Source organism: Enterococcus sp. E5-162, from assembly GCF_035725965.1.
GTDB classification, from domain to species: Bacteria; Bacillota; Bacilli; order Lactobacillales; family Enterococcaceae; genus Enterococcus_B; species Enterococcus_B lactis.
The window spans coordinates 1-24,576 of sequence record NZ_JAPRFV010000003.1 but is presented as its reverse complement, the minus strand read 5'-3'; the positions used below and the strand labels follow the sequence as shown (position 1 = coordinate 24,576).

Annotated in this window: 22 protein-coding genes, 3 tRNA genes, 2 rRNA genes, 1 pseudogene and 1 other annotated feature; of the genes and pseudogenes, 7 read left to right on the top strand and 21 right to left on the bottom strand. The window is 37.8% G+C overall.

The window, feature by feature from the left end:
• The first annotated feature begins 377 nt into the window (after positions 1-377).
• Both OZZ83_RS03670 and rnjA read left to right on the top strand, forming a co-directional pair.
• The gene (locus OZZ83_RS03670) at positions 378-590 is read left to right on the top strand and encodes a DNA-directed RNA polymerase subunit epsilon (protein ID WP_002287947.1); all 213 of its coding nucleotides are present in this window, start codon (positions 378-380) and stop codon (positions 588-590) included.
• Between the two features lies 1 nt (position 591).
• Positions 592-2,271, top strand: coding sequence for a ribonuclease J1 (gene rnjA / locus OZZ83_RS03665; RefSeq protein ID WP_002310218.1), 1,680 nt, complete (start codon positions 592-594; stop codon positions 2,269-2,271).
• Positions 2,272-2,527: 256 nt separating this feature from the next.
• On the opposite strand, the gene OZZ83_RS03660 is transcribed toward rnjA, so the two are convergent.
• The 12 genes from OZZ83_RS03660 to OZZ83_RS03605 form a co-directional block, all read right to left on the bottom strand.
• Positions 2,528-2,728: a cold-shock protein gene (locus OZZ83_RS03660; RefSeq protein WP_002294067.1), complete on the bottom strand. Its 201-nt coding sequence runs from the start codon at positions 2,726-2,728 to the stop codon at positions 2,528-2,530.
• Between the two features lie 149 nt (positions 2,729-2,877).
• A complete protein-coding gene (gene radC, locus OZZ83_RS03655) occupies positions 2,878-3,570 on the bottom strand; it encodes a RadC family protein (protein ID WP_002314243.1) in 693 nt (230 codons plus the stop codon).
• A gap of 54 nt (positions 3,571-3,624) precedes the next feature.
• Complete coding sequence (locus OZZ83_RS03650; protein WP_002310216.1) at positions 3,625-4,278, bottom strand: HAD family hydrolase; 654 nt, start codon at positions 4,276-4,278, stop codon at positions 3,625-3,627.
• Positions 4,268-5,581 carry a bifunctional folylpolyglutamate synthase/dihydrofolate synthase gene (locus OZZ83_RS03645; protein ID WP_002320195.1) on the bottom strand — a complete coding sequence of 438 codons (1,314 nt, stop codon included), beginning with the start codon at positions 5,579-5,581 and terminating at the stop codon, positions 4,268-4,270. Before OZZ83_RS03645 ends, OZZ83_RS03650 begins: the two co-directional genes overlap by 11 nt.
• 196 nt (positions 5,582-5,777) lie before the next feature.
• Positions 5,778-8,423: a valine--tRNA ligase gene (locus OZZ83_RS03640; RefSeq protein ID WP_002345562.1), complete on the bottom strand. Its 2,646-nt coding sequence runs from the start codon at positions 8,421-8,423 to the stop codon at positions 5,778-5,780.
• A 47-nt stretch (positions 8,424-8,470) separates the two neighbouring features.
• Positions 8,471-8,687, bottom strand: a binding site (T-box leader).
• A 128-nt stretch (positions 8,688-8,815) separates the two neighbouring features.
• A complete protein-coding gene (locus OZZ83_RS03635; protein WP_002287954.1) occupies positions 8,816-9,463 on the bottom strand; it encodes a redox-sensing transcriptional repressor Rex in 648 nt (215 codons plus the stop codon).
• 205 nt (positions 9,464-9,668) lie between these two features.
• Positions 9,669-10,880, bottom strand: coding sequence for a tRNA uracil 4-sulfurtransferase ThiI (gene thiI, locus OZZ83_RS03630; RefSeq protein ID WP_002310213.1), 1,212 nt, complete (start codon positions 10,878-10,880; stop codon positions 9,669-9,671).
• Between the two features lie 15 nt (positions 10,881-10,895).
• Complete coding sequence (locus OZZ83_RS03625; RefSeq protein WP_002314246.1) at positions 10,896-12,038, bottom strand: cysteine desulfurase family protein; 1,143 nt, start codon at positions 12,036-12,038, stop codon at positions 10,896-10,898.
• 166 nt (positions 12,039-12,204) lie between these two features.
• Complete coding sequence (locus tag OZZ83_RS03620) at positions 12,205-13,926, bottom strand: septation ring formation regulator EzrA (RefSeq protein WP_002310211.1); 1,722 nt, start codon at positions 13,924-13,926, stop codon at positions 12,205-12,207.
• A gap of 198 nt (positions 13,927-14,124) precedes the next feature.
• A complete protein-coding gene (locus OZZ83_RS03615) occupies positions 14,125-14,685 on the bottom strand; it encodes a haloacid dehalogenase (protein WP_002310210.1) in 561 nt (186 codons plus the stop codon).
• Positions 14,686-14,710: 25 nt separating this feature from the next.
• Positions 14,711-15,550, bottom strand: coding sequence for a Cof-type HAD-IIB family hydrolase (locus OZZ83_RS03610; protein ID WP_002310209.1), 840 nt, complete (start codon positions 15,548-15,550; stop codon positions 14,711-14,713).
• Positions 15,551-15,583: 33 nt separating this feature from the next.
• Entirely contained in the window at positions 15,584-16,417 is an 834-nt protein-coding gene (locus OZZ83_RS03605) for a DUF72 domain-containing protein (RefSeq protein WP_002310208.1), read from the bottom strand.
• A 230-nt stretch (positions 16,418-16,647) separates the two neighbouring features.
• Between OZZ83_RS03605 and OZZ83_RS03600 the strand changes: the two genes are divergently transcribed.
• Positions 16,648-17,616 carry an asparaginase gene (locus OZZ83_RS03600; protein ID WP_002314249.1) on the top strand — a complete coding sequence of 323 codons (969 nt, stop codon included), beginning with the start codon at positions 16,648-16,650 and terminating at the stop codon, positions 17,614-17,616.
• A gap of 154 nt (positions 17,617-17,770) precedes the next feature.
• Here the strand turns inward: OZZ83_RS03600 and OZZ83_RS03595 are convergent, their stop codons facing one another.
• The 3 genes from OZZ83_RS03595 to OZZ83_RS03585 form a co-directional block, all read right to left on the bottom strand.
• Entirely contained in the window at positions 17,771-18,508 is a 738-nt protein-coding gene (locus tag OZZ83_RS03595; protein WP_002310206.1) for an acyl-ACP thioesterase domain-containing protein, read from the bottom strand.
• Between the two features lie 15 nt (positions 18,509-18,523).
• A complete protein-coding gene (locus tag OZZ83_RS03590) occupies positions 18,524-19,357 on the bottom strand; it encodes a fructosamine kinase family protein (protein WP_325066010.1) in 834 nt (277 codons plus the stop codon).
• A 203-nt stretch (positions 19,358-19,560) separates the two neighbouring features.
• A complete protein-coding gene (locus OZZ83_RS03585; protein WP_002310204.1) occupies positions 19,561-20,889 on the bottom strand; it encodes an aminopeptidase C in 1,329 nt (442 codons plus the stop codon).
• A 295-nt stretch (positions 20,890-21,184) separates the two neighbouring features.
• On the opposite strand from OZZ83_RS03585, the gene OZZ83_RS03580 reads away from it, so the two are divergent.
• Positions 21,185-21,349 carry a hypothetical protein gene (locus OZZ83_RS03580; protein WP_002320198.1) on the top strand — a complete coding sequence of 55 codons (165 nt, stop codon included), beginning with the start codon at positions 21,185-21,187 and terminating at the stop codon, positions 21,347-21,349.
• Positions 21,350-21,486: 137 nt separating this feature from the next.
• Here OZZ83_RS03580 and OZZ83_RS03575 read toward each other — a convergent pair.
• Positions 21,487-21,560, bottom strand: a tRNA-Asn gene (locus OZZ83_RS03575).
• A gap of 215 nt (positions 21,561-21,775) precedes the next feature.
• Here OZZ83_RS03575 and OZZ83_RS03570 point away from each other — a divergent pair.
• Positions 21,776-21,848, top strand: a tRNA-Thr gene (locus OZZ83_RS03570).
• Between the two features lie 267 nt (positions 21,849-22,115).
• Here OZZ83_RS03570 and OZZ83_RS14720 read toward each other — a convergent pair.
• Positions 22,116-22,355 carry a DUF5626 family protein gene (locus OZZ83_RS14720; protein ID WP_160298796.1) on the bottom strand — a complete coding sequence of 80 codons (240 nt, stop codon included), beginning with the start codon at positions 22,353-22,355 and terminating at the stop codon, positions 22,116-22,118.
• Between the two features lie 292 nt (positions 22,356-22,647).
• Between OZZ83_RS14720 and OZZ83_RS03565 the strand changes: the two genes are divergently transcribed.
• Both OZZ83_RS03565 and OZZ83_RS03560 read left to right on the top strand, forming a co-directional pair.
• A complete protein-coding gene (locus tag OZZ83_RS03565; RefSeq protein WP_002310198.1) occupies positions 22,648-22,878 on the top strand; it encodes a hypothetical protein in 231 nt (76 codons plus the stop codon).
• 325 nt (positions 22,879-23,203) lie between these two features.
• Positions 23,204-23,539: pseudogene (locus OZZ83_RS03560) on the top strand (alpha/beta fold hydrolase); the annotation flags it as partial.
• Between the two features lie 143 nt (positions 23,540-23,682).
• On the opposite strand, the gene OZZ83_RS03555 reads toward OZZ83_RS03560, so the two are convergent.
• The 4 genes from OZZ83_RS03555 to OZZ83_RS03540 form a co-directional block, all read right to left on the bottom strand.
• Positions 23,683-24,057, bottom strand: a complete 375-nt coding sequence (locus OZZ83_RS03555) for an iron-sulfur cluster biosynthesis family protein (protein ID WP_002310873.1) — start codon at positions 24,055-24,057, stop codon at positions 23,683-23,685.
• 126 nt (positions 24,058-24,183) lie between these two features.
• Positions 24,184-24,257: transfer RNA gene (locus tag OZZ83_RS03550), tRNA-Asn, on the bottom strand.
• 9 nt (positions 24,258-24,266) lie between these two features.
• Positions 24,267-24,382, bottom strand: a 5S ribosomal RNA gene (rrf, locus tag OZZ83_RS03545).
• A 95-nt stretch (positions 24,383-24,477) separates the two neighbouring features.
• A 23S ribosomal RNA gene (locus OZZ83_RS03540) occupies positions 24,478-24,576 on the bottom strand; the annotation flags it as partial.

Sequence of the window (24,576 nt, the reverse complement as noted above, 5' to 3'; positions counted from 1 at the left end):
TAATCTTTTGTTACATTTTCATTACTAAAAATGATAGCACAACGAACCTATTAATAGAACACTTCTCTCATAAAAAAGTCATTATAATTATAGTAAAATGATAAACGTTGATTTTTTCTTTCAATCTAGTTGATTTCTATACTTATTTGCTGTTTTATGCTAGAATAACAATTAATTGTTGTATATTTTTTATACAGAAGGTACGGTTGAAAAAATATCCGAACAGATGAGCAAAAACGAGGCTTGTCTCTTTGACTCGAATCCAGTATTCTAGTCAAAGCATATGAAAAACTAGGTGGCTTGTCCCCTCGTTTTGTGTTGTCTAAAAAAATCAACTAGCTAAATCACTGCTTTACGCAGATAAAGGAGACAAAACAATGATCTATAAAGTTTATTATCAAGAAACAAAAGTACGTAACCCTAAACGGGAAGAAACAAAATCTCTTTACATTGAGGCAAAAAGCGATGTAGACGCTCGCCAACGTGTGGAAGAAAATACCCCATACAATATTGAATTCGTTCAACTTCTAGAAGGAAGTCATCTAGAATACGAAAAAGAAAATGCTGATTTCTCATTAGTGGAGTTTTAATATGAAACTTTCCATCAAAAATAATGAGACAGGCGTCTTTGCTATTGGTGGATTAGGTGAAATCGGGAAAAATACGTATGGGGTACAATTCCAAGATGAAATCATTTTGATTGATGCCGGGATCAAGTTCCCGGAAGACGATCTACTTGGAATTGACTATGTCATTCCCGACTACAGCTACATCATACAAAACTTGCACAAAGTAAAAGCCCTAGTGATTACTCACGGGCACGAAGACCACATCGGCGGAATACCCTACTTGCTAAAACAAGCAAATATTCCTATCTATGCTGGTCCTCTCGCATTAGCGTTGATCACGAACAAATTAGATGAGCATGGCTTGCTTCGAGAGGCAGAGCTTCATGAAATCAATGAAGATACGATCATTCGTTTTAGAAAAACTTCTGTCAGCTTTTTCAGAACGACTCATAGTATCCCAGACGCATTAGGAATCGTGGTGAAAACACCTTCTGGTAATATCGTAGCGACTGGAGACTTCAAGTTTGATTTCACTCCCGTTGGCGAACCAGCAAACTTGCATAAAATGGCTCGTATCGGGGAAGAAGGTGTCTTGTGCCTTTTATCTGATAGTACAAATGCTGAGATTCCAACATTTACTAAATCAGAAAAAACGATTGGTCATTCTATCTTGAAGATCTTTTCAAAAATCGAAGGTCGTATTATTTTTGCCAGCTTTGCTTCTAATATCTTCCGTTTGCAGCAAGCAGCAGATGCCGCTGTGGCGACTGGTCGTAAAATCGCTGTTTTCGGACGTAGCATGGAAAATGCCATTGTCAATGGCCAACGTTTAGGATATATCAAAGTTCCAGACGGCACATTTGTAGATGCACATGAAATCAATCGCTTGCCTGCTAACGAAACGATGATCCTATGTACAGGTTCTCAAGGGGAAGCGATGGCCGCTTTGAGCCGTATTGCAAATGGTACCCACCGTCAAATCCAAATCCAGCCAGACGATACAGTGATCTTTTCAAGTTCACCTATCCCTGGTAATACGACAAGTGTCAATCATTTGATCAACTTGCTGTCTGAAGCTGGCGCAGAAGTAATCCATGGAAAAATCAATAACATCCATACTTCTGGTCACGGTGGACAAGAAGAACAAAAATTGATGCTTCGCTTGATGAAACCAAAATATTTTATCCCTGTCCATGGAGAATTCCGCATGCTGAAAGTCCATGCTTCTCTAGCACAAGATGTAGGTGTTCCTGCAGAAAACTGCTTCATCATGGAAAATGGCGATGTTTTAGCGTTAACTAGCGATTCTGCACGTCCTGCTGGGCATTTTGTGGCTGGAGATGTGTATATCGATGGTAGCGGAATCGGTGATATCGGTAATGTCGTTTTACGTGACCGTCACTTGCTTTCAGAAGAAGGTCTTGTATTAGCTGTTGCAACAGTAGATATCAAGAAAAAAGAAATCTTAGCTGGTCCAGATATTCTCTCTCGTGGATTTGTTTACATGCGAGAATCAGGAGAAATGATCAATGAAGCTCAGCGAATCTTATTCCATGCTTTAAGAGAATGTTTAAATGGACCTGACTGTTCAGAATATAAATTGAAAGAAGCGATGACTGGCGCGCTTCAGCCATTCTTATTCGAACGTACAGAAAGGCATCCAATGATTTTACCGATGGTCATGACACCAGATGAAGAATAAGTAAGAGGTTGTGAAATTAGTGCCCTGACCTGAGTATAAGAGAAACCAAACGGAAAACAGGACAAGTTGTTTTTATTTGGCTGTTCTTATTGCTTGATACAGGGCAGCTTTTTCACAACCTCTTAAAATTTATTTACTTTTTCATACAAAAATACCTGCCACAAGAGAAATTTCCTCTTGTGGCAGGTATTTTTGTTACTCGCTTTGTTCTCTCGTAAAAATTGATGCCTACCATCAATTTGATTTACAGATAAAATTAAGCTTTTACAACGTTTGCAGCTTGTGGGCCACGGTCTGATTCTTCAACGTCGAAAGTCACTGCTTGACCTTCTTCTAATGTTTTGAATCCGTCACCTTGGATAGCAGAGAAGTGAACGAATACGTCGCTTCCATCTTCACGTGAGATAAATCCAAATCCTTTTTCAGCGTTGAACCATTTTACTGTTCCGTTTTCCATAATAATATCCTCCTCGTGCCAAAAGCACTTATTTAAATTGTAACATTGCTCGTGTACGATAGAGGTGCAACAGATGTTTCAACTTCTATTCCCAAACAAAATTACAATATAATTGTACACTTGCTTCATTTTTTTTGCAAGAAAGCAACTTACTTCTCTTCCATTAATCCTTCTTCTCTCAAACTAAAATATCGTTTACGTCCGATGATCAAATGATCCAGTACAGTGATACCCATCATTTCTCCACACTTTTGTATCCTTTTAGTAAAATTCATATCCTGTTGTGATGGAATAACATTACCAGACGGATGATTATGTGCTAAAACGATTCTTGCCGCGCAATAACGTACAGCATAATGAAATATTTCTCTAGGATGAGCGACTGACTGATTCAGCGAACCGATGAACACTGTCTTTTTTAAGATCACTTGATTCTTCGTGTCCAAATAAATACAAATCAAATGTTCCTGTTTGTAATCTTTCATTTCCAGAATCAATTGTTGTGCCAGTTCATGGCTAGTACGAATGGCCGGAGCTGCTCTTTCTTGGTCCGTCTGAATGCGGCGGCCTAACTCGATCAAGGCTTTGATTTCGATTGCTTTCACACGTCCTATCCCTCGAATCTCTTCTAACTCATGCAAAGTCGCCTGTCGTAAAGAAGCCAATCCACCAAACGTTTTTAACAGATTGCCAGCAATCGACATCACACTATGAGGGTGTTGACCAGTACGCAGTAAAATGGCTAAAAGCTCCTGATCCGATAAAGCTTCAGCTCCATAAATTTCCATACGTTCTCTTGGTAAAGAGCTAGTTGGTACTTCTTTCATCAATCGTTTTTCCAAAAAAACATCTCCTTTCTATCTTTTCTAAAATAAGATACGAAAAGAGATGGATTTTTATTTTATCAATGCAGGGATTTCATGCAAAGAAGAAACGACCCCAGCCGTTTTTTTGATCAATTCTTGGGAAGGCGGAAGCAAATCTGGCACCATGACTACAGGGATCTCAGCCGCAGAAGCTGCTAAAATACCATTTTGTGAATCTTCTAAAATCAATGTTTCTTTCTTAGCTGTACCTAATTTCTGATTGGCTAATAAAAAAATTTCCGGATCTGGTTTTGCTCGTTGGACATTCTCTGCGGAAATAATCGTCTCAAATCGTTCAAACAGATTGTTCTTCTTCAATAAAAGTTCAATGACAGCTCGTTGGTTACTGGAAGCGACAACTTTGGGAATCTGATGTTCTTCTAAAAAAGAGAGGAGTTCCAACACCCCTGGCTTCATTTGTACAGCTCCTTGTGAAAAGCGCTCAAGCGTTTCCTGGTATGAATCATCTATAAATCTTTGTACGCTTGTTTTGCCGAATTCCGCAAAAATCATATGATAATTCGCCCACACTTCTTCATCGGAAACACCTAAGAATTTTAAATACAGGTCTTTATCATATGGAAAACCCATCCTATCTGCTACTACTTGTGAAGCCTCGTAATATACTAACTCTGTGTCAAACAATAAACCATCCATATCAAAAATCACTGCATTATACTTCATGGTCTCCTCCTAATTGTATTAATAAATGACGAACTTCTGAAATGAAATAAAGCGAACCGGTCACAACTAATACATCTTCATTTGTCATCTTTTCCAATATATCTGCTAATCCGAATTGCCACAATGAAACAATTGATACTCTTTCACTTGCTAAATCTGATACTTCACTTAATTCGATGGCTTTTGGATGTTCAAAGGTCGTCAAATAAATATGGACATTTGGTACTTGCTGCAATCGTTCTAGCATTTCTCTAACATTTTTAGTCCGTAAGGCGGAAAACAAAATGTTGATTTGATATCCTTTGAATTCTTTTTTCAAATTCTCAACAAGCCGGTTCATTGCATGCGTATTATGGGCACCATCTAAAACAACTAATGGCTCGTTACTCAAACGCTCCATTCTTCCTGGCCATCGAGATTTCTTCAACCCCTTCAAAACATCTTTTTCTCGGAAAGGCAGCTTTTCCAATTGACAGTAAACAAAATACAATTCGATGGCTACTCCTGCATTTTCAGCTTGATGTTGCCCTAAAAGCGGCGTGGTTAGTTGAGGGATTTTCCCTGCTTCATTAAAGAATTCAAATACTTCTCCCCAAGTCTCATCAGGATGCAGATAGTTTATTTTATAATTTTCCCCGTATACATAAAGCATCGCATTTTTTTCTTTAGCTGTTTGTTTGATGACATTAAAAGCTTCTGGGCCGATGTTTCCTGTGACAACTGGAACGCCTTGTTTGATGATTCCTGCTTTTTGCGCAGCGATTTCTCCAATCGTCTCTCCAAGTATCTCGGTATGATCAAGCCCAATCGTTGTTATTCCAGTTAGCATCGGTACAGCTACATTGGTAGAATCCAATAAGCCACCTAAGCCCACTTCAATAATCGCTACGTCTACTTTCTTCATCAAAAAATAATCAAATGCCATTGCTGTTAATGTCTCAAATTCAGTGATACCAGCTACTGCTTCAAATTGATCAAGTTGTTTGATCAGCGGCTGATATTTTTTTACAAGCTGGATCAAGTCATTGTCTGGGATACTTTTGCCATTGATTGCAATCCGTTCATTGAACGTTTCGATATAAGGTGAAGTAAACGTTCCAACTATCAGACCAGCTTCTTCTAATAGGCTTCTCAAATAGGCTACAGTAGACCCTTTTCCGTTTGTTCCAGCGATATGGATCGTTTTTACTTTCCTCTCCGGATGACCTACCACTTCTAATAAAGCTTCGACTCGGTCAAGACCAGGACGTGAACCAAATGGTAATCGACTATGGATCCATTCTATTGCTTCTTCAATCGTCATCAACAATTCCCCCATTTCTCTTTTATTATAACAAATAGAAGACATAAGAAAAATAAAAGGACGATAGAGAAAAAAATCTGCTCCGGATACATGATAAATCGCTCTTTTTTCTAAGTAATCAGAGTAGACTAAAAAAGAGGATGCGACAATAATCATGTCACATCCCCTTATTCGGAATAAGTGGTATTCCCCGCTTTTATTGAATAGTACGCAAACTTTCGATTCGTTCTTTGACAGCCGTTTGCTTCTCTAAATAATCTTTTTCTTTTGCACGTTCTGCCTCTACTACTTCTTCCGGCGCATTAGAAACAAACCGTTCATTAGAAAGTTTTCCTTGGACACGTTTCACTTCGCTTGTCCATTTTTCCAGTTCTTTTTCTAATCGTTTGATTTCCTCTTCGATATTGATTAATCCTGCTAACGGCAAGAAGATTTCTGCACCTGTCAGAACAGCTGACATCGCTAGATCTGGTGCAGTGATCTCACTTGATATCGTCAACTCTTCTGGGTTGCAGAAGCGTTCGATGTAGCTTGTATTTTCAACTAAAAATTGATCGATTTTAGCATCGTTTGTTTTGATTAATAGCGTAATTGGTTTAGACAATGGTGTATTCACTTCTGAACGAATATTTCGAACGGCTCGAATCAATTCCTTCAATACTTCCATTCCTTTAGAAGCAGTTTCATCGTCAAACTCTGGACGTACCACAGGATATTCTGCTACTACTAGAGAATTTCCTTGATGAGGAATATGTTCCCATATTTCTTCTGTGACGAATGGCATGATTGGATGCAACAAACGCAAAATCTGATCCAAGGTATGGACTAGGATACTACGTGTTGTTTGTTTTGAAACAGCATCATCTCCATAAAGTACTTCTTTGCTCATTTCGATATACCAGTCACAAAAATCATCCCAGATAAAGTTATACAGTTGTCTACCGGCTTCACCAAATTCAAAACGATCAAATAATTCAGTTACACGTGCGACTGTTTCGTTCAAACGTGTAAGAATCCAACGGTCAGCCACTGATTTTTCTCCAGATAAATCGATCTCTTCTACGGTCATACCTTTGATATTCATGATAACGAAACGTGAAGCATTCCAGATTTTATTGATAAAGTTCCATGAAGCATCCATTTTTTCATAGCTGAAGCGAACATCTTGTCCTGGTGCAGAACCATTCGATAAGAACCAACGAAGAGCATCTGCTCCATACTTTTCGATTACTTCCATCGGATCGATCCCATTACCTAATGATTTACTCATCTTCCGCCCTTGTTCGTCACGAATCAATCCATGGATCAAGACATTCTCAAATGGTCGTTCGCCAGTAAATTCCAAACTTTGGAAGATCATTCGGCTTACCCAGAAGAAAATGATGTCATAACCAGTTACTAAGGTGCTAGTAGGGAAGTACCGCTTATAATCTTCGCTTTCCGTGTCTGGCCAGCCCATCGTTGAAAAAGGCCACAATGCTGAACTAAACCAAGTGTCTAAAACATCCGGATCTTGGACCCAGTTTTCACTATCAGCTGGTGCTTCCATTCCTACATACATTTCGCCTGTTTCTTTGTGATACCATGCAGGGATTTGATGTCCCCACCATAATTGTCGTGAAATTACCCAGTCATGGACATTTTCCATCCAACGTAAAAATGTTTGATTGAATCTTGGAGGGAAGAATTCCACTGCTTGATCTGTTTCTTGGTTATCAATGGCTTTTTTTGCTAACGGCGCCATTTTTACAAACCATTGAGTAGACAATCGAGGTTCGACAACGACACCTGTCCGCTCGGAATGTCCCACACTATGGACCATCGTATCGATTTTGATCAATCGGCCGATTTCTTTTAGATCTTGCACGATTGCTTTACGAGCAGCAAAACGATCCATTCCAGCATATTTTCCTGCTAGTTCATTCATCGTGCCATCATCATCCATCACATTCACTCGTGGGAGATCATGACGATTACCTACCTCAAAGTCGTTTGGATCATGTGCTGGAGTGATTTTTACTACACCTGTCCCAAACTCCATATCTACATATTCATCTGCAATGATTGGGATTTCTTTATTGACTAAAGGTAGAATCACTTTTTTGCCGATCAGCGCTTGATAACGCTCGTCTTCTGGGTGAACAGCAATCGCCGTATCTCCCAACATCGTTTCTGGCCGGGTCGTCGCAATTTCTACTACGCCTGATCCATCTGCCAGTTCATAGCTCATATGGTAAAAGGCGCCTTCAATGTCTTTATGAATGACTTCGATATCAGATAGAGCTGTTCGTGCTTGAGGGTCCCAATTGATGATGTATTCACCGCGATAGATCAACCCTTTTTCATATAAGGTAACAAAAACTTTACGTACTGCTTCAGATAATCCGTCATCTAATGTAAAACGTTCTCTGCTGTAATCTAAAGATAATCCCATTTTAGCCCACTGTTCACGGATATGACTTGCATACTCTTCTTTCCATTCCCACACTTGATCGATGAACTTTTCACGACCTAGATCATAGCGAGAAATTCCTTGCTCTCTAAGCTTTGCTTCTACCTTTGCTTGTGTCGCGATTCCTGCATGGTCCATACCAGGCAACCATAAAGTATCATATCCTTGCATTCTCTTTTGACGAATCAGCATATCTTGCAAGGTCGTATCCCAAGCATGCCCTAAATGAAGTTTTCCGGTAACATTTGGGGGTGGGATCACGATTGAATAAGGTTTTGCTTTTTTATCTCCACTCGGTTTAAACAAATCTTGTTCTAACCAATGCTGATAACGTCCAGCTTCAACTTCTTGCGGGTTATATTTTGTTGATAGATTATTTTCTTCCGTCATGCTGTTTTCCTCCTTTAAACTAAAAAACGTCCTAAAATACTTTCGTATTTTAGGACGTATGATTTACGCGGTACCACCTAAATTGCAATAATCAATCATTATTGCCTCTCAAGTGAGTTAACGATCACGACTCGTCTATCTCTACTCCATTCAAGACAGAAACTCCCAAGCTACCTTCACTGGTTGTCATTGAGAACCTTTCAGCAGATAGTTCTCTCTCTAAGAATGAATGTGCCAGTTACTCCTCTTGTTCAGCGTTATGCTTCATTCTACAATGGTTTTTTTTTTTAGTCAACAAGTGGTCGTGAAAAAACCACTTCATTTAGTATTAAAAAATTTTTGAAAGAATTACGACGGATCCTTGCAAGATCAATAAGCCTACTCAAATTTTCCTAAGAAAAAACTTCTGAGTAATTCTCATCAAAGTAAATAAGCGTCTGTAACTCGGTTGTCAAATCAATGTATTGAACATTGACATAAGCTGGGACAGTTACTCGGTCAGGTGCAAAGTTAAGGATAGCGGTTACATTCCCTTTGACAATTTCATCAATAGCAGATTGTGAATATTTACTTGGTACCGTAGAGATTGCTACTGTCACATTTTTTGCTTTGGCTATCTCTGCGAAACGATCAATCGGATAGATCATTTCTCCATCAATGACTCGATTGATCAGTGCTGGATCATTATCAAAGACGCACACGATATTTAGATTTTCATTTCTTCTAAAATTGTTGTGTTTCAATGCTTTGCCAAGATTTCCGTATCCAACTAATGCGATTCGTTTTTCTTCTTTAGTATTAAGGATATTATTGAATACATCGATAAGGAAAGGGACATCATAGCCATATCCGCTTCTGCCTAGCTCGCCTAATTGCGAGAAGTCTCTGCGGATCGTTGCAGAAGGAATTTGGGTGATTTCGCTGAACTCATTTGATTTGATTCTACTTATGCCTGAGTCATCCAGCATCTTTAAGTAGCGTAAATATAAAGGTAACCTTTTCGCAGTTGCTTTTGGCAGTGTATCTGTTTTTTCTCGCATAACGACGCTCCTTGTTAATAATTTCACATATTTAGTGTAACATGTTTCTAACACGGGAGCAAGGTTACAGGTAGGAAGGAAAAGGGTGTGAGACAAATAAAACGACCCAAAAATTAACTATTTGGGTCGCTATTTCATGGGAAATTTTTTTATCATTTATCAGCTAATCTTCGACATTAGTTCAAAACACTAATTTCACAACCACTTATAGCAATTCTGAAAATTCTTCAGTTTTTTCATTAGAAGATTCTGCTTGTATCTCTTCCATCTTCAAACCAGCTAATGCACGTTGGATCATTTCATCTATTGCTAAACGCTCTTCATATTGATGGACCTTTTCCAGTTGAGGGCGTGTTTTTGGCTGTGGAGGCGCAAAAATCGTACAGCAGTCTTCAAAAGGTTGGATAGAAAGATTAAATGTATCGATCTGTTCCGCTACTTCAATGATTTCAAGTTTATCCATTGTCGCTACAGGCCGAATGATTGGCGTATTCGTTACTTCATTGATAGCCACCATACTTTGCAAGGTTTGCGAAGCCACTTGACCTAATGATTCGCCATTCAAAATAACTAGACCATGACGAATACGGCGAATTTCATCGGTCAACCGCAACATCATTCGACGAGTGATCGTCATCCAATATCCTTGTGGCACTGATTTTTTGATTTCTTCTTGAATCTCGGTAAATGGCACTTCAATAAAATGGATTGTTCCTACATAAGGCGCTAGTTTCGCTGTTAAGTCTTTTGCTTTTTGCAGTGCTTGTTCACTTGTATACGGCGGACTAGCAAAATGAACAGCTTCGATTTCCACTCCCCGCTTCATTGCAAAATATCCTGCAACAGGAGAATCAATCCCGCCAGAAAGCATGAGCATTCCTTTTCCGCTTGTTCCTACAGGCAACCCGCCAGCTCCTTTGATCGTTTCATACGACAGATAAGCGCCGTCACGACGAATCTCTACACGTAATGGAATATCGGGCTGACGCATTTGAACTTGGATATGAGGGAAAATATCAAAAACAGCATTGCCTAATGTTTGATTCAATTCATTACTTGTCAATTCAAATTGGTGATCGCTTCTTTTAGCGATAATTTTAAATGTTTCTTTCCCTGTATAAATTTCTTTCATGATGTCTTGAACAGCTTGTTTCAAAACTTCAACATCTTTTTCTACCCGAATACTCGGAGAAAAATTTTGGATCCCAAATATTTTTGCTAGTTTTGGAATAACTAGCTGACTGTCTGCACCATTCAACAAAAGATGCATCCGGTCGCGATCAGCATGGATTTTGATTTCTGGAAATTCTTTCAAAGCTTGTCTGACATTTTGTGCTAGTTGCATGATAAAGCTTTTTCGATTCTTTCCTTTTGTCGAAAGCTCTCCATAACGGACCATAATTTCACTGTATTTCACAAGAACACTCCTCTTTTAATTGATTACAGAAAATTTCTTATAAAGCTGCTTGAAAATAATCATAAATTGCTCCACTTCTGCTAATGAATTATTTTCATCTAGGCTGATTCGAATAGCAGATGTAGCCAAATCATTTGGTACATGCATCGCGTGCAATGTACTGCTTGCCATATGTTTACGTGAGGAGCAGGCACTAGTAGTAGAAACAAATATTTGTTTTTCCTCTAAAGCATGGACGAGAACTTCACCACGAATTCCTTTTAGAGCAAAACATAAAATGTGCGGCGCATAGTCGGTTCCTTCTGAAAAGATCGTCACTTTATCATACGACTTCAACGCATTGATTAAAGCTTCTTTTAAGCGTTGTGTCTGCTCAGGTTTTTGTTCCTTTATCTCTAATGATAAACGTAAAGCTTTAGCCATAGCCACAATACCTGGAACATTTTCTGTCCCACTTCGTTGATTTCTTTCCTGACCTCCACCTGTCAGTAATGGTGCTAAACGACGACCCTTTTTCCAATAAATGAAACCAGTTCCCCGTGGGCCATGGAATTTATGGGCTGAAAATGTTGCAAAATCCACTCTCCCTGTCAACCATTGCGAGAATGGTACTTTTCCGATTGCCTGAACAGCATCTACATGGAAATGAATTTTAGGGAAATCATCCAAAAGATCACTGATTTCCTGGATGGGCTGAATCGATCCTACTTCATTATTCACAGCCATAACAGAGACCAAAACTGTCTCTTTTCTTATTAATTTTTTCAATTCGTCAACACGTACAAATCCGCGTTTATCTACTGGGGCGATACTTACTTCGATTCCTAATTCTTTTAATTGTTCGGCCGTCTCACTGACTGCCGGATGTTCGATTCCTGAAATGATCATATGATTCCCATACTCTCTTTTTTCAATCATCGTTCCTTTTAATACCCAGTTATCTCCTTCTGTTCCTCCTGAAGTAAAAAAGATTTCTTCTGGCTCTGCATGGATCAAATCAGCGATCTGCTTTCTTGCTTGCTGCAACAACCGATTAGCTTGATTGCCCAAATCATGAAGACTTGATGGATTCCCAATAATCCGCTGACTGGTTTTTACATATGCATCTAAGCTTTGCGGAAAGATTGGGGTCGTTGCACTGTTATCAAAATATATCATAAGAAACCCCTCTTTTTTGAAATTCTTTTCTATTATAACGGTTGTCCAAGGTGCTTTCAAGAGCAGGTGGAATTTTCACTTGTTTCCTCTTTCAGATAGACATAAAAAAAAGACAAGAACAAGACGGATGGTTGTCTTGTTCTTGCATGATTGCTACTTTTTTGCTTTATACTAAGTCTGGATGATTAAAATAAAAATCTTCGATGCGTTTGAAAGCACCTGGTTCTACTCGCTCTAATGCTGTACCAATTTCGTCTAATGCTTCTTGATAATGATATTCTTTATTGAATAAATAGTAACTTTTATCAATCGCTTCTCGAACTTCTTCGTGTGTATGACGATAACGGTTTGCATATTGGAGCATTTGCTCCGTTAGTGCTGCTGCATCTACTAGATCATGTGTCTTCTTATCTAATAATTCTAGATCTTCTTCGCATAGAGCAACTAAACGATTGACTTCCTCCATGTTTACTCGAATTTTATTCAAGACAACACTTAGTTCTTCAATACGATCAGTAGCAACAAAAAAGAATTCTAGGTAATCATTCGGCAAGCCAGGCAAACGTTGTTTCTCTACAAAACGTTTCAAACTACGCAATTTAAATTCGAATGTATCGATCTTTTCTTGCGCTTCTTTTTCGCCTTTTCTCAATTCATGTAATGAGTCGTCGATCTCTACTTGTTGCGTTTCGATATCTTCTAAGACCTTGAAGACTGTTTTATAGAACGTACGCACTTCTGAATAAGGGATTTCGTGTTGGCGGATCTGTGGAATCATCTGTTCATTTTGACGTTCCATTTCTTCCACTTCAGTTTGGAAACCTCGTACACGACCAATTTCATTGTGATTCAATGTATAGCTTTGAGCGGTGTGATCCAACTCAATCAATAATTGACGGTTATTCTTCGTTGTATGTTTGATATACTCTGCAATCGTTGATTGGTTAGTTTTTACATATCTCTGAGCTTCCATTTCTCGTTCTAAGATGTCATATAGCGAATCAATCAAATCAGCTGTTTCTCGGTTTTCGAATTCGACCGTTTCAACTTCTGTTTTTTCAAGATTGGCTAATGAATTTTCAATTCTTCGACTTACTTTTGCGATATCTTCAGCAAGATCTTCTTCAGGGAATACATATTGTTCTTCCATTAATTTCTCATAAGTATCACTGATTTCTTCAAGTTGTTCAGGGAAAGTCGTATGGAGATCTTCATACAGTGGTGGAATTTTTTTCATCAGAGCTTCCACTTCATACGTATGTTTTTCTGCTTTATCTAAAACCTCGCGGGCCTCTACAGGATCGCCGGAAGTATTTAAAGTCACGAATTGCGTAAATTCTTTTTCGATCATCTTGATCTGTTTTTGCAATTCAAAAAGAGCTGGTCCATATTCATGCTCGTCTTCTCTGACTTTTTCTTTCAGTTCTTCATAGACATCAAGCGCCTGCTGGACAGCTAATGAGTTGCGTTCTTCTGTTTCTCGCAATTCCTTCAGACCTTCACGGATTTCCGTTACTTGTTTCTCCATTTGGTCCATTGTTGCTTCTGCTTCAACAACTGCTTTTTTTCCTTTTAAGAACCGAAAACTTTCATTGAGGTTTTCCACTTCAAAAATTTGACTTTCTAATTCAGCGAATGAGGAAGTAGATATGTCATTCCACTTTTGACTCCATTCACGAAAGGTATTTTGGCTTTGCCCAACCAGATGCATTTTTTTAACATCATCGACTTCTTCAATCACTGGCAAGTCAAATAATTCTTCCTTGCGTTTTTCTAAGGCATCCAATCGATCTTGGTTTTTTTTCTTCATCAAGTAACTAACCAAAAAGACGACAATGGCGACTATAATGATTGCAATGACGATTCCGATGATAACATTATTTCCCATTTATGGTTCCTCCGTTTTCAGTATGCATCTTTTTATGCAACAGATGGCGTTCTGCTTGGCATAAATCCAAATAATACGTCTCTCGTGCAAAAGACATCTATTCTAGATTATAGCATACTATTTTCATGCATTCACTAACTTAAACGAAAATCTTTTGTTTTTCATCGTATAAAGATAACAAAAATAGTGACGTACTGATCACTCTGTTTCGTTTGTGCATGCACTCCTATCAGCAGAGCTTTTCCTAGCAAGAGCTTCTTGAATCTGTCGTTGGATTTCTGCCGCGATTTTAGGCTCTGGCGCGTACTCCATCTGCCAGTTCTCAGGTTTCAATACTTTATTTGTTACAGGATCATAATGAGGTTTTCCATCTGGAAACAATTTTCCCATATTTGCCTGATGGACGATATCAAATATTCGATCAGGCGCTATTCCCAATAATGAAAAAGAACCGTAAGTAAAGTAAAGGATATCTGTCAGTGCATCTACTTGTTCAATCAGTGGGTCACTTCCCCACTCTGTTTTATCAAGTATTTTTTCTTCTGCTTTATCTAATGCTTCGTGTAGCAGAGTAACAGCTTCATGTAGTTGTTCTTTACTTGGTGAGGTAGCTGCAACAAATTCAACAAGTTCTTCTATTTTGAATGCAGCACGTGTATGAGCCTCCATCGCAGTAAAAGCTGTGGGGATTTCTGGTCTTCTTGGATCAAAAATTTTGTGAAATGCTTCTACTTTTTGAAAAGGTGTCTCTGATTCCATACTAATGTTTTCCTTCTTTCATTGACTAATAAATCAGACCAAAGTGTTTCAGTCCTTCGTATATGCCATCTTCTTCATTTGATTGGGTCACAAAATCTGCGGCATGTTTTACTTCAATCTGAGCATTTCCCATAGCCACTCCAATTCCTACACCTTTCAGCATCTCGATATCATTGTAATGGTCGCCGAATGCCATGATTTCTTCCATCTCAATTCCGACAGCATTTGCGAAAGCTTGGATGCCTAGCAATTTTGAACCACCTTTTGGGATGATATCTACAGTATACGTATTTGAACGTTGGAAGGTACACTCGGGAAATAGATGTTCTAACTTTTTCTGTTCTGACTCCGGACTAAGCAGTATACATTGGTAAATTGGTTCTTTTAATATCTCTAATGTTTCATAACGGTCCTTTTGCCGATGAGGGCTAAAAAGCTGGAGGACTTTTTTCATCAGACGTACCGGGAATTTACGCGGTAAAAAGCTGACTAGCCGCTTGATAAAAATCGATTGTCCTAATAGCATCGTTGTTGATCCATCTAGCCGATTTCTCGCACCAAAAACGATTTGTCGATGGTTAGCATCTGCAAATTCAACAATATGTTCCAATACTTTTTGTTCAAAAGGGTGGTCGATAATCGTTCGATCTGCAGTAAAAACCAGTTGACCATTATACACGACATACATATCTAATTCCAAATCATCAATGATTTCTTTGATCTTTATTGGGCTGCGCCCCGTTGCTACACCGCATAAAATGCCGTTTTTCCGAGCATAGTTAATTGCTTGTTTTGTTGATTCCAATGCTTTTGAACGATTGGTGACCAATGTTCCGTCAATATCAAAAAAAATAGCTTTGATCATAGACTTCGCCCCTTTCATGAATAAAATAAGCCCTTAAAACAGATCCATTTGAGTTGGATTAAGTCCATCCGGCTGGATATTTAATATTTTTTGCAGTGCTAATGCATTTTCAGCCGCATCCCCGCCAGAATTGTTATTAAAAATCACACCTATCTCTTTTGTCTTAGAATCAACTGCTTTGACTTCACATGCTAGTTCTTGTAGTTCTTTTTCTGAATAACGATACAATGTTCTTTTTTTGCGCCAATCTTTATCATTTGCTTGCCATCCCTGAGCATTCCTGCCATGAAATCGAAAAAGAGCAAAGTTCGGATTGGTTACAAATGGATCAAAAGGGATCGTTGTATTCAGCAGCTGCGGCTCATCAATGATGGCTAAAGAAAAAGCGGCTCGAGACATAAAGTTTCTCGTACGTTCAAGAAATTCATCGCTATACCAAGAATAGTCCCGCAATTCTACAGCAACAGGATAACCCTCAAACCACTTTCTAAGTTTGCGCAAGTATTGGACATTTTCTTTTGTACACTTGAATGAAGAGGGGAATTGAATTAAAAAGCAAAAAAGCTTTCCAGCTTCTACCATTGGCGACATGACATCTAAAAAATGCGTAATCATCTCTTCTTCTGTCTGATAATAAGGCTTCCAATCTCCTTGACCGCTGATCCCTTGATAGACTTTGACTACAAAGCGAAAAGATTCAGGTACTTCGTTTATCCAATTCTCAACAGAGGACTTTCGAGGAATCCCATAATAAGCAGTATCTAATTCCACTAAGGGTAGAAATCCGGCATATTCATACAGAGTGTTATTCTTTTTGCCAGTTAATTTGTCATGTTCTTTAAACGATGTTAATCCGATTCTGATCATTTTCGACCACCTTCGTAATTGTTTTCTCTTGACTACTTTTTTGTAAAAGAAACTCAACCAAATACTCCGTGCATTAAGAGGTCAAGGTCGAGTCTTCTTCGTTTAAGTAAGAGTAGCTTTTTTATAATAAGTCTGGCTATTGTTATTCTTCACTGATAGCAAAACTCTTTTATATAGTATACAATAAGATTTAACGGCTATGCAAAATTATTCGTAAGGAAGTCTGTAAAATGAAAAAAATACTTGTACTGCACACCGGCGGAACGATCGCCATGAAAGAAAACATGCTCACTGGCGGTGTTAGTCCTGATGTGGCAAACCCGTTATTAGATGCAGAAATCACGATACCTGAGCATGTGGAACTCTTAGTTGAAGATATCTTCAATCTTCCCTCACCACACATCATGCCTTCTCACATGTTGGTATTAAAAGAACGTATCTTGTCCGCTTATGAATCAGGTATATTCGGAGTGGTGATTACACACGGTACGGATACATTAGAAGAAACTGCCTTTTTTCTTGATACAACGATTGGTGACAAATTACCAATTGTTTTGACTGGGGCAATGCGTTCAAGTAACGAACTTGGAAGTGACGGCCTCTATAATTTTGAAAGTGCTATTCGCGTCGCAAGCTGTGAAGAAGCGGTAGATAAGGGTGTATTAGTGGTCATGAACGATGAGATTCATTCTGCACGCTACGTGACAAAGACCCACACCACAAATGTTGCTACTTTCCGAACGCCTACATTGGGACCAATCGGTTTAGTAACTAAGAATCGAATCTTATTCTTACAAGAACTTTTAGAAACAAAGCGGCTGGATATTTCCGCTGTAAATGGGACTATCCCAATTGTTAAAGCATATGCTGGGATGCAAGGAGACTTATTGGAAGCAATCGCCCATACGAAAGTAGACGGTCTAGTCATTGAAGCTTTAGGTGCCGGAAATCTCCCTCCTCAAGCCTTAGCAGCTTTAGAAAAGCTTCTTGTCCAAAAAATTCCTGTAGTACTTGTTTCTCGTTGTTTCAATGGAATCGCAGAGCCTGTTTATGATTATGAAGGCGGAGGAAAAGAACTAGAAGAAATGGGGATTATTTTCTGCAACAGCATCAATAGTCAAAAAGCACGTTTAAAACTATTGATTGCCGTAAACTATGGTTTGACGGGCGAAGAATTGATTTCGTTTATCCAAAACTAACCATCAATATCTGATAGCTAAACTTAAAAAGAGAGGCTGTGACAAAAGTAGCTTCTTCGAAAACTAAGCCGAAATTTCACAAAAATTTGAGAAACAATTTCCGTAAATTTCTTCTTATTTCTTGAAGCTGACCACTTCTGTCACAACCTCTTTTTTATTTATTTTTCCATAGAATATTGGCTTCACAATACAGCTGTTCTTGCATTCGGATTTCATGTTTTGTTTTGATACCATTTTCGGTTGGGACTTGTTCAAAATGGCTTTCGATCTCATTCCCGTACTCTACTTCTTTATCAAATCGAATAATTACTTTTTCTGGAACATGCGTAGTCAAAAAGTCATATCCCAATACATCAATGATCCAATTAAAATACATCGCATTATTAACATGCTGATTACTATCGATATCATAAAAACGAACACGATATGGCAACATGAAGCCCGAATCAATCTTTTCAATTTTTTCCTGACGCTTGATTTTTTTGATCTTCTCACTCTCAAAAGGAGCAATGATTTCTTCATTAACACTGCTCATTTTTCGATTCACAAAATCCATCAATACAAAAACAGATTCTATTTTGACTAATTCTTCCCCATCTTCATCATGGATCCAGAAGTTCCGATAACAGAAAAACTTATTGTACTCCATGGCTTGAGTCGTTACTGAAATTACTTCACCGACTCTAGGCAGACGATTAATCTCCATAGAATAATTCGTGATGACCCAAGTCAGTCCAAAGCTATTGACGAATTCACTGCCTCTTCCCAACTGGTCGCTTTGATCTTCAGATGTTTTGATAACTACTCCTAACATCGAAGGAAATGTCATCGTTTGATTGATGTCACACTCATAATATGAAACTTCATGCTTTTTGGTATATTTCTTTGCCAAAAACACGCCCTCCTCTTAAAAACTTTCTAGTAATTGATCTACTTGGGAACCGTAACTTTCTCCAAACATATTCAAATGTGCCAAAAGATAATATAACTGGTAAATCGGTAGTCGATCTTCCCATCCCTCTTCTAATGGAAATATAGTTTGATAGGCATCTAAAAATTCCGGTCGGAAACCGCCGAATAACTGAATCATTGCAATGTCTTGTTCCCGATTCCCATAAGAAACAGCCGGATCGACAAAAATTGGATGTCCTTGCTGGTCAAAGAACACATTACCACTCCACAGGTCTCCATGCAAGAGGCGTGGAGTGATCTTTTTGGGTTCAACCGATTTCAATACTCGTTCTTTAAATTGCAGATACTTTTCTTGCCGCTGTACATTCCAACGATTCGTTTCTTCCGCTAAAGAAATCTGGGCTTCAAGCCGATTTTTAAAGAAAAAAATCCACCAATCTTCTTCAAAAGAATTTTTCTGAATAAGTGTACCTAGATAGTTATCTTTTCGAAAACCAAATTGTGGCGCTGTTTGCTGATGGAGTTTAGCTAAAGCTACAGCAAGATCTCGTTGATCTCCTTTTCCCGGCTCGATCCATTCCATTAACAAATAAGCGCCTTCACTTGTTTCACCCAGCATGTAGGTATCTGGTACACGTACGAATGTAGCTAGCTCTTTTAACCCATCTACTTCTGCTTCAAAAAAATCTTTTTTTACATTCGGATGGATTTTCAAAAAATAAGCACGTTGATCTGTTTTTATACGATAAGTTTGATTCACATCGCCGCCAACAACTGGAATCACTTTCCCATTTAGTTTCAGATCAGATAAAACAGTTTGGATATCCATGACTTTTCCCCCTACTCCCAATTTTATTCTATTTTGTCATCCTACTTGTTTCATGATAAAAGGATTATTTCCAATCCTTATCCCTTTATTTAGAATTATAGCACAGGGATCATAAAAATCAGGAGATGGACTTTATAGATAAAAAAGAGCTGACTTAAGCCAGCTCTTTTTATCTATAGCATACTCTTTATTGAACTATTTACCTATGCTAAAGCACCCATTGGATCCCATGGAGCTAGCATAATTGGTTCTTCATTGAACGCATTTAGTTGCTCTTTCGTCAACAAATCTTTTCTGACAACGATTTGGTACGTATATTCGTCCATCCAAGCATCACTCATAACGAAGAAACCGTTCTTTCCAACTTTTTCGCCCCAGCTGTTTTCGACTTTCCATTTTGTTGATTGTCCGTCCACTAAATCAACGCCAGTCAATACCATCGCATGGGTCATCAAACTTTCACCAAAATCCAAACGTTCAGCTTTAGTCATTGTGAAATCCGTATCGAATAGATCATCCATCGAATAAGCATCTAAGGCCATGATGCCACTGGTTCTAGTAGAAGATTGTCCTACATCACAACCAAACCATACAGATTCTCCTTGTTCAAGCTGAGCAATCGCTAATTTTTTGAAAGTTTCCATATCAACATTCAGGTATTTAACTTCTTTCCCGTCAACGACATTCCCTAGCATCTCTACTGTATAAGAACGATTGAATGGTTTGTCTTTTGTTGGTGCATTGATCACACTAATATAATCATCTAATTTTACACCGATGTATTTATCATAAAAAATTTGTGGCGTCAGTCCTCGGTCAAGATGATAGTTTTGTTCTTCATCGCGGTACTCAAAATCGAATTCTTTTGGAGGTGTTCCTAATGAGATGGCTAAGAAGTTATAAATACTTTCTAGCATTTCTTCTTTTTTTTCTTCAATAGCGTCTAATGTTTCTCCTTGAGCAACCATTTCGCGTAACACAACTGCATCTTTACGCAGTAGTTTGTTCAAGTAGTTATTCAAATCTCGAGAATTTGAACTATTCGCACTTTCCGGCATTACCGATTTAGGCACAACACCGTATTTTTGGAATAATGAAACGATCATATCCCATTGACCGCCATCTTGTTGAGGAGTAGTTAGCAAGAAAGCCACTTTTCGGCTATCAATAGCCTCTTTTCCAGTTGCAATAATGTTTTCATAGAAGTAATTTGCCTTTTCATATTTATCCCAGAAAAAAGTGTAATTTTGTGATAATTCAAACTCTTTTAAATGGAATTGATTCAGCATTTTGTGACGGAACGTATTCAATGCAGCAAACATCCAACAACGACCCGATTGCATCTGATTAGCCACTTTGCCTGTAGCTAAATCAATAGAAAATACTGGTGTATTCGCCACATGTGCTGAAATATTTTCAGCAGAAGCAGTAATCCCGTTCTTCACGACAGCCCGCTGCAACGCCTGCTGTTTGTTATTTGCTTGAAACTGTTTGTCAAATTTTGTTGTCATATCCGGTGTAATAGCTTTCATCCAATCATCCTTCCAAATCCAAGTTACACTTCGTATTTTACTCTTAAGAATTTAGAAATACAATCTCTTCTATGATGAAATTTTCATTTGAATGAGAATATACTTACAACTTCATGAAGAAAAATGTCATACGGTATACAATAATTTTCAAATAAAAAAGAATATTCCTATGAGATAACGAAAATGGACTGTATAATAAAGAAAAGGTCTAGAAGAACATCATACAATAAGATAGCTTTCAAAATACTCATTGAAAGAAGGAAATACTATAACGTAAGAAAGGAGAATGAATAAAATGAAAAACCTGATTGCTGGCGGCTTTTTGTTTGTGGGTGGTGGCATACTTATGAATACAGATAACTTTGGGAATGTCATTCCTTTTCTTGGTGCAGTTTGTGCTTTGATTGGTGTAGGAATGCTGATTTATTTCGTATTTAGCGATGATGGGAAGTATGGTTGATTATGAGTAGCCAACTCTACTCTTTCGTAAAGATTACAACATACGTGACAAAAACAGAAAGATTGATTCATCATAATAATAAAAGAAAAAGAAACCCAAGTGATTGGATTTCTTTTTCTTTGCATAAGCTTTATTTACTCCGGCAGTAGGACTCGAACCTACGACATCATGATTAACAGTCATGCGCTACTACCAACTGAGCTATGCCGGAATCAAGTACATGAATATAATATCAATTTCTTTCAAATAACGCAATACTTTTTTTAAAATTTTTTACTATATTCTCGAAGAAACCGTTAGCATTTTTTGTTATTTTTACTTTTTTCTAAGAATTGTTTCATTAGTACAAAAACACATTTTTTTGATAAAAAATATATTGACAAATACATTAATATTCGTTATCCTATTATTTGTATTAATGATAATGCCGCTTTAGCTCAGCTGGTAGAGCGCTTCCATGGTAAGGAAGAGGTCGCCGGTTCAAGCCCGGCAAGTGGCTTCCTTAAACAGTGCAACATGTTGGTTTAACCATGTGTCTGCGCTGTTTTTTATTTTATGCCACGAAAATCCCACAAAACTGTTTTTATTTTAAACAAAAAAAGAATTTTTCAGTTAGTCTGCGAATAAAAAAATTCATCCAATCGATTGCTCGACTCTTATTGTCGCGTAATATTTAACGGCTCTGCAACATCTTCTTGAAAAACCCCTCTCTTTTTTCTATGAATACTTTAATTTCACTGCTAATTCCATAATCATTACCTCTTGTTTAGTTTACAACTAGTTGACCATTAGAAATCATCCGTTTATTATTATGGGTTAAAGTTCTAGAAATAATATTCCCTCTAGGTACTGAAATACTTAAATCCGAGGTAGATATAATATGCTGTCTGCCATTTACACGAACGTCATAGGAAACGGGCCAATTTCCAGAAGAAGCTTTAGAGAAACGATAAGTTCTAGCACCAACTCTACCCAGACGCTCAATTTCTTCAACTATTAAATGTATTTCCTCTCCTCCTCATTAATATAGGTCAGCTCCTTCATGTCCATACTATCTGATAATACGAGCTCAAGTACAGTTGAGCTTATTTTTTCCTGAGCTTTTACTTCTTCTTTGGATCCAATTCCTTCTAAATATTTTTGTTAATAAAAGTCATGTACTCCCAAAATCAACTGCTAGTTACCTTAACGAAGCCAATGATTTACATTGATGTAACCTGGTGAGTTCTTATCAAGAAAGGCATGTTCTGAGATAATTACGTTAGTAACAATATAAATTTTTTATAGGAGGGAACATAATGATTAAAAAATTAGTTCTATGTACAATTGTATTGGGAAGCTTTGGGTTAAGTATCACGGCAAATGCGACTACTGAATATGGTGGTACTGATCAAGCAACTCTGAGATTGATCGAAAAAGCTGAAAGATTAAGTCAAAGTTCGGATGAAGATATCTTGATAGTTGGCAATTATGAAGTGTCATTAGGAGGAATACGTCCTTGTTGCCTTATTAGGAAACAAGCAAATTGAACTAAATGGTCTTTCTAACTTCCCTATTCGGTTATCGAAAGATTCTAAAACCAATAAAATTACTCCACAAAATGGAAAGATTTCTTTCAAAGCGCCAAGTGATCCGGGAAGTTATGAGTTTGTTGTGTATCAATTTGGTTTGGAAAAGGAAATGTTAGGTCTTCCGATGGTTGATAATTCTTTCAAGATGACCATCGTAGTAGAGTGAAAGTCCATTTATTCTCCAAATTAATGGAATCACATTAAAGTAAGTGTCCCTGTTGACAACCGATAGCGGAGCTACTTGCTTTATGGATGTTTCAGTGCCCCCGAGTACTCTATTGATTTAACTGATCCACAATTTGAATTTCCTGATCGCTTATTGCTTATTTTCCAGAATGTTTATTTTTAATGCGTACCTTTTAAAATGTTTAAAAAATTAGGTTTGTCTAAAAAGCAAAGCCTTACCCTACTTCGTTTACTTAAAACATTAGATTGCAAAAAACAGCTTCATACATCACGACTTCCTAAATTGATTTTATGCGGTACAAAAGATTATGCAAATAAGCCTGGAGCAAAACGGTTATATAAAGTTTCAACTAATAGCCGTCTCCTGTTTATCGAAAACGGAAAACATGAATTGAATAGAGAAAAGCCAGAAATAATAGCACAAGCTATGTGATCATTTATCGAAAATAGCTAATCAATAAAAAAGACGACAAAATGTGTCGTCTTTTTTATTTACCAAGTTAAGAATGTTGTCATGTTTTTCAATGTAGCTCGATTGAGACTAGTTTTATGGATCATGGATCAATGAAGAGAAAATTATTGTTTCATGCCAGAGAATTTTTCTGGTCGTAAATCGACTAATTGTACATGGCTGTCTAAAGAACCACTTGGACTTTCAAGAGTAAATACACCTAGACGTGGATCTAAAGAAAGGGTCATGTGTTCATCCATGTACATTTTTGAATAATCTTTGATATAAACTTCCCCAATATCACTATCTAATTGTAGTTTATAATCATTTTTTCCTTGTTCTTTATCAAGAAGAAGTAAACGGAAACTAGTATCTAAAGAGCACACACCCATTTTAGAATATTCGCCCACGCCATCATCTAAATCTAAAATAACTGTCGCGCCTTCATCAATATATTTTTGTAATCTTTCTTGTGCTTGATCTGTAATTTTAAGATACATATTCAAACGCCCTCTTTTTTTTATTTACAAAAGCATGCTAGCATATATTAATAAAATTATCTAAAGTCCTGCTCAAAACAAAAAGATGTAAGAAATATCTTTTGATATTTCTTACATCTACTTTTACTCCGGCAGTAGGACTCGAACCTACGACATCATGATTAACAGTCATGCGCTACTACCAACTGAGCTATGCCGGAATAACATCAGCGTGGCGACGTCCTACTCTCACAAGGGGCAACCCCTCACTACAATCGGCGCTAAGAAGCTTAACTTCTGTGTTCGGCATGGTTACAGGTGTATCCTTCTCGCTATCGCCACCACACTGTGGTGTTATCTTTTATTGAGTAAATTTTGTTCACTCAAAACTGGATTTGAAGTCATATAAGTTTTTTGCCGAGTTCTTTTCTTTTTAACCTATTGGTTAAGTCCTCGATCGATTAGTATCAGTCCGCTCCATACATCACTGTACTTCCACTCCTGACCTATCTACCTGATCATCTCTCAGGGATCTTACTT

Coding starts and splice junctions, on each gene's coding strand:
- OZZ83_RS03670 (WP_002287947.1), top strand. CDS start 378: ATGATCTATAAAGTTTATTATCAAGAAACAAAAGTACGTAACCCTAAA.
- rnjA (WP_002310218.1), top strand. CDS start 592: ATGAAACTTTCCATCAAAAATAATGAGACAGGCGTCTTTGCTATTGGT.
- OZZ83_RS03660 (WP_002294067.1), bottom strand. CDS start 2,728: ATGGAAAACGGAACAGTAAAATGGTTCAACGCTGAAAAAGGATTTGGA.
- OZZ83_RS03650 (WP_002310216.1), bottom strand. CDS start 4,278: ATGAAGTATAATGCAGTGATTTTTGATATGGATGGTTTATTGTTTGAC.
- OZZ83_RS03645 (WP_002320195.1), bottom strand. CDS start 5,581: ATGACGATTGAAGAAGCAATAGAATGGATCCATAGTCGATTACCATTT.
- OZZ83_RS03640 (WP_002345562.1), bottom strand. CDS start 8,423: ATGACGGAAGAAAATAATCTATCAACAAAATATAACCCGCAAGAAGTT.
- OZZ83_RS03635 (WP_002287954.1), bottom strand. CDS start 9,463: ATGCGAGAAAAAACAGATACACTGCCAAAAGCAACTGCGAAAAGGTTA.
- OZZ83_RS03625 (WP_002314246.1), bottom strand. CDS start 12,038: ATGATATATTTTGATAACAGTGCAACGACCCCAATCTTTCCGCAAAGC.
- OZZ83_RS03620 (WP_002310211.1), bottom strand. CDS start 13,926: ATGGGAAATAATGTTATCATCGGAATCGTCATTGCAATCATTATAGTC.
- OZZ83_RS03615 (WP_002310210.1), bottom strand. CDS start 14,685: ATGGAATCAGAGACACCTTTTCAAAAAGTAGAAGCATTTCACAAAATT.
- OZZ83_RS03610 (WP_002310209.1), bottom strand. CDS start 15,550: ATGATCAAAGCTATTTTTTTTGATATTGACGGAACATTGGTCACCAAT.
- OZZ83_RS03605 (WP_002310208.1), bottom strand. CDS start 16,417: ATGATCAGAATCGGATTAACATCGTTTAAAGAACATGACAAATTAACT.
- OZZ83_RS03600 (WP_002314249.1), top strand. CDS start 16,648: ATGAAAAAAATACTTGTACTGCACACCGGCGGAACGATCGCCATGAAA.
- OZZ83_RS03590 (WP_325066010.1), bottom strand. CDS start 19,357: ATGGATATCCAAACTGTTTTATCTGATCTGAAACTAAATGGGAAAGTG.
- OZZ83_RS03585 (WP_002310204.1), bottom strand. CDS start 20,889: ATGAAAGCTATTACACCGGATATGACAACAAAATTTGACAAACAGTTT.
- OZZ83_RS03580 (WP_002320198.1), top strand. CDS start 21,185: ATGAAAAACCTGATTGCTGGCGGCTTTTTGTTTGTGGGTGGTGGCATA.
- OZZ83_RS03565 (WP_002310198.1), top strand. CDS start 22,648: ATGATTAAAAAATTAGTTCTATGTACAATTGTATTGGGAAGCTTTGGG.
- OZZ83_RS03555 (WP_002310873.1), bottom strand. CDS start 24,057: ATGTATCTTAAAATTACAGATCAAGCACAAGAAAGATTACAAAAATAT.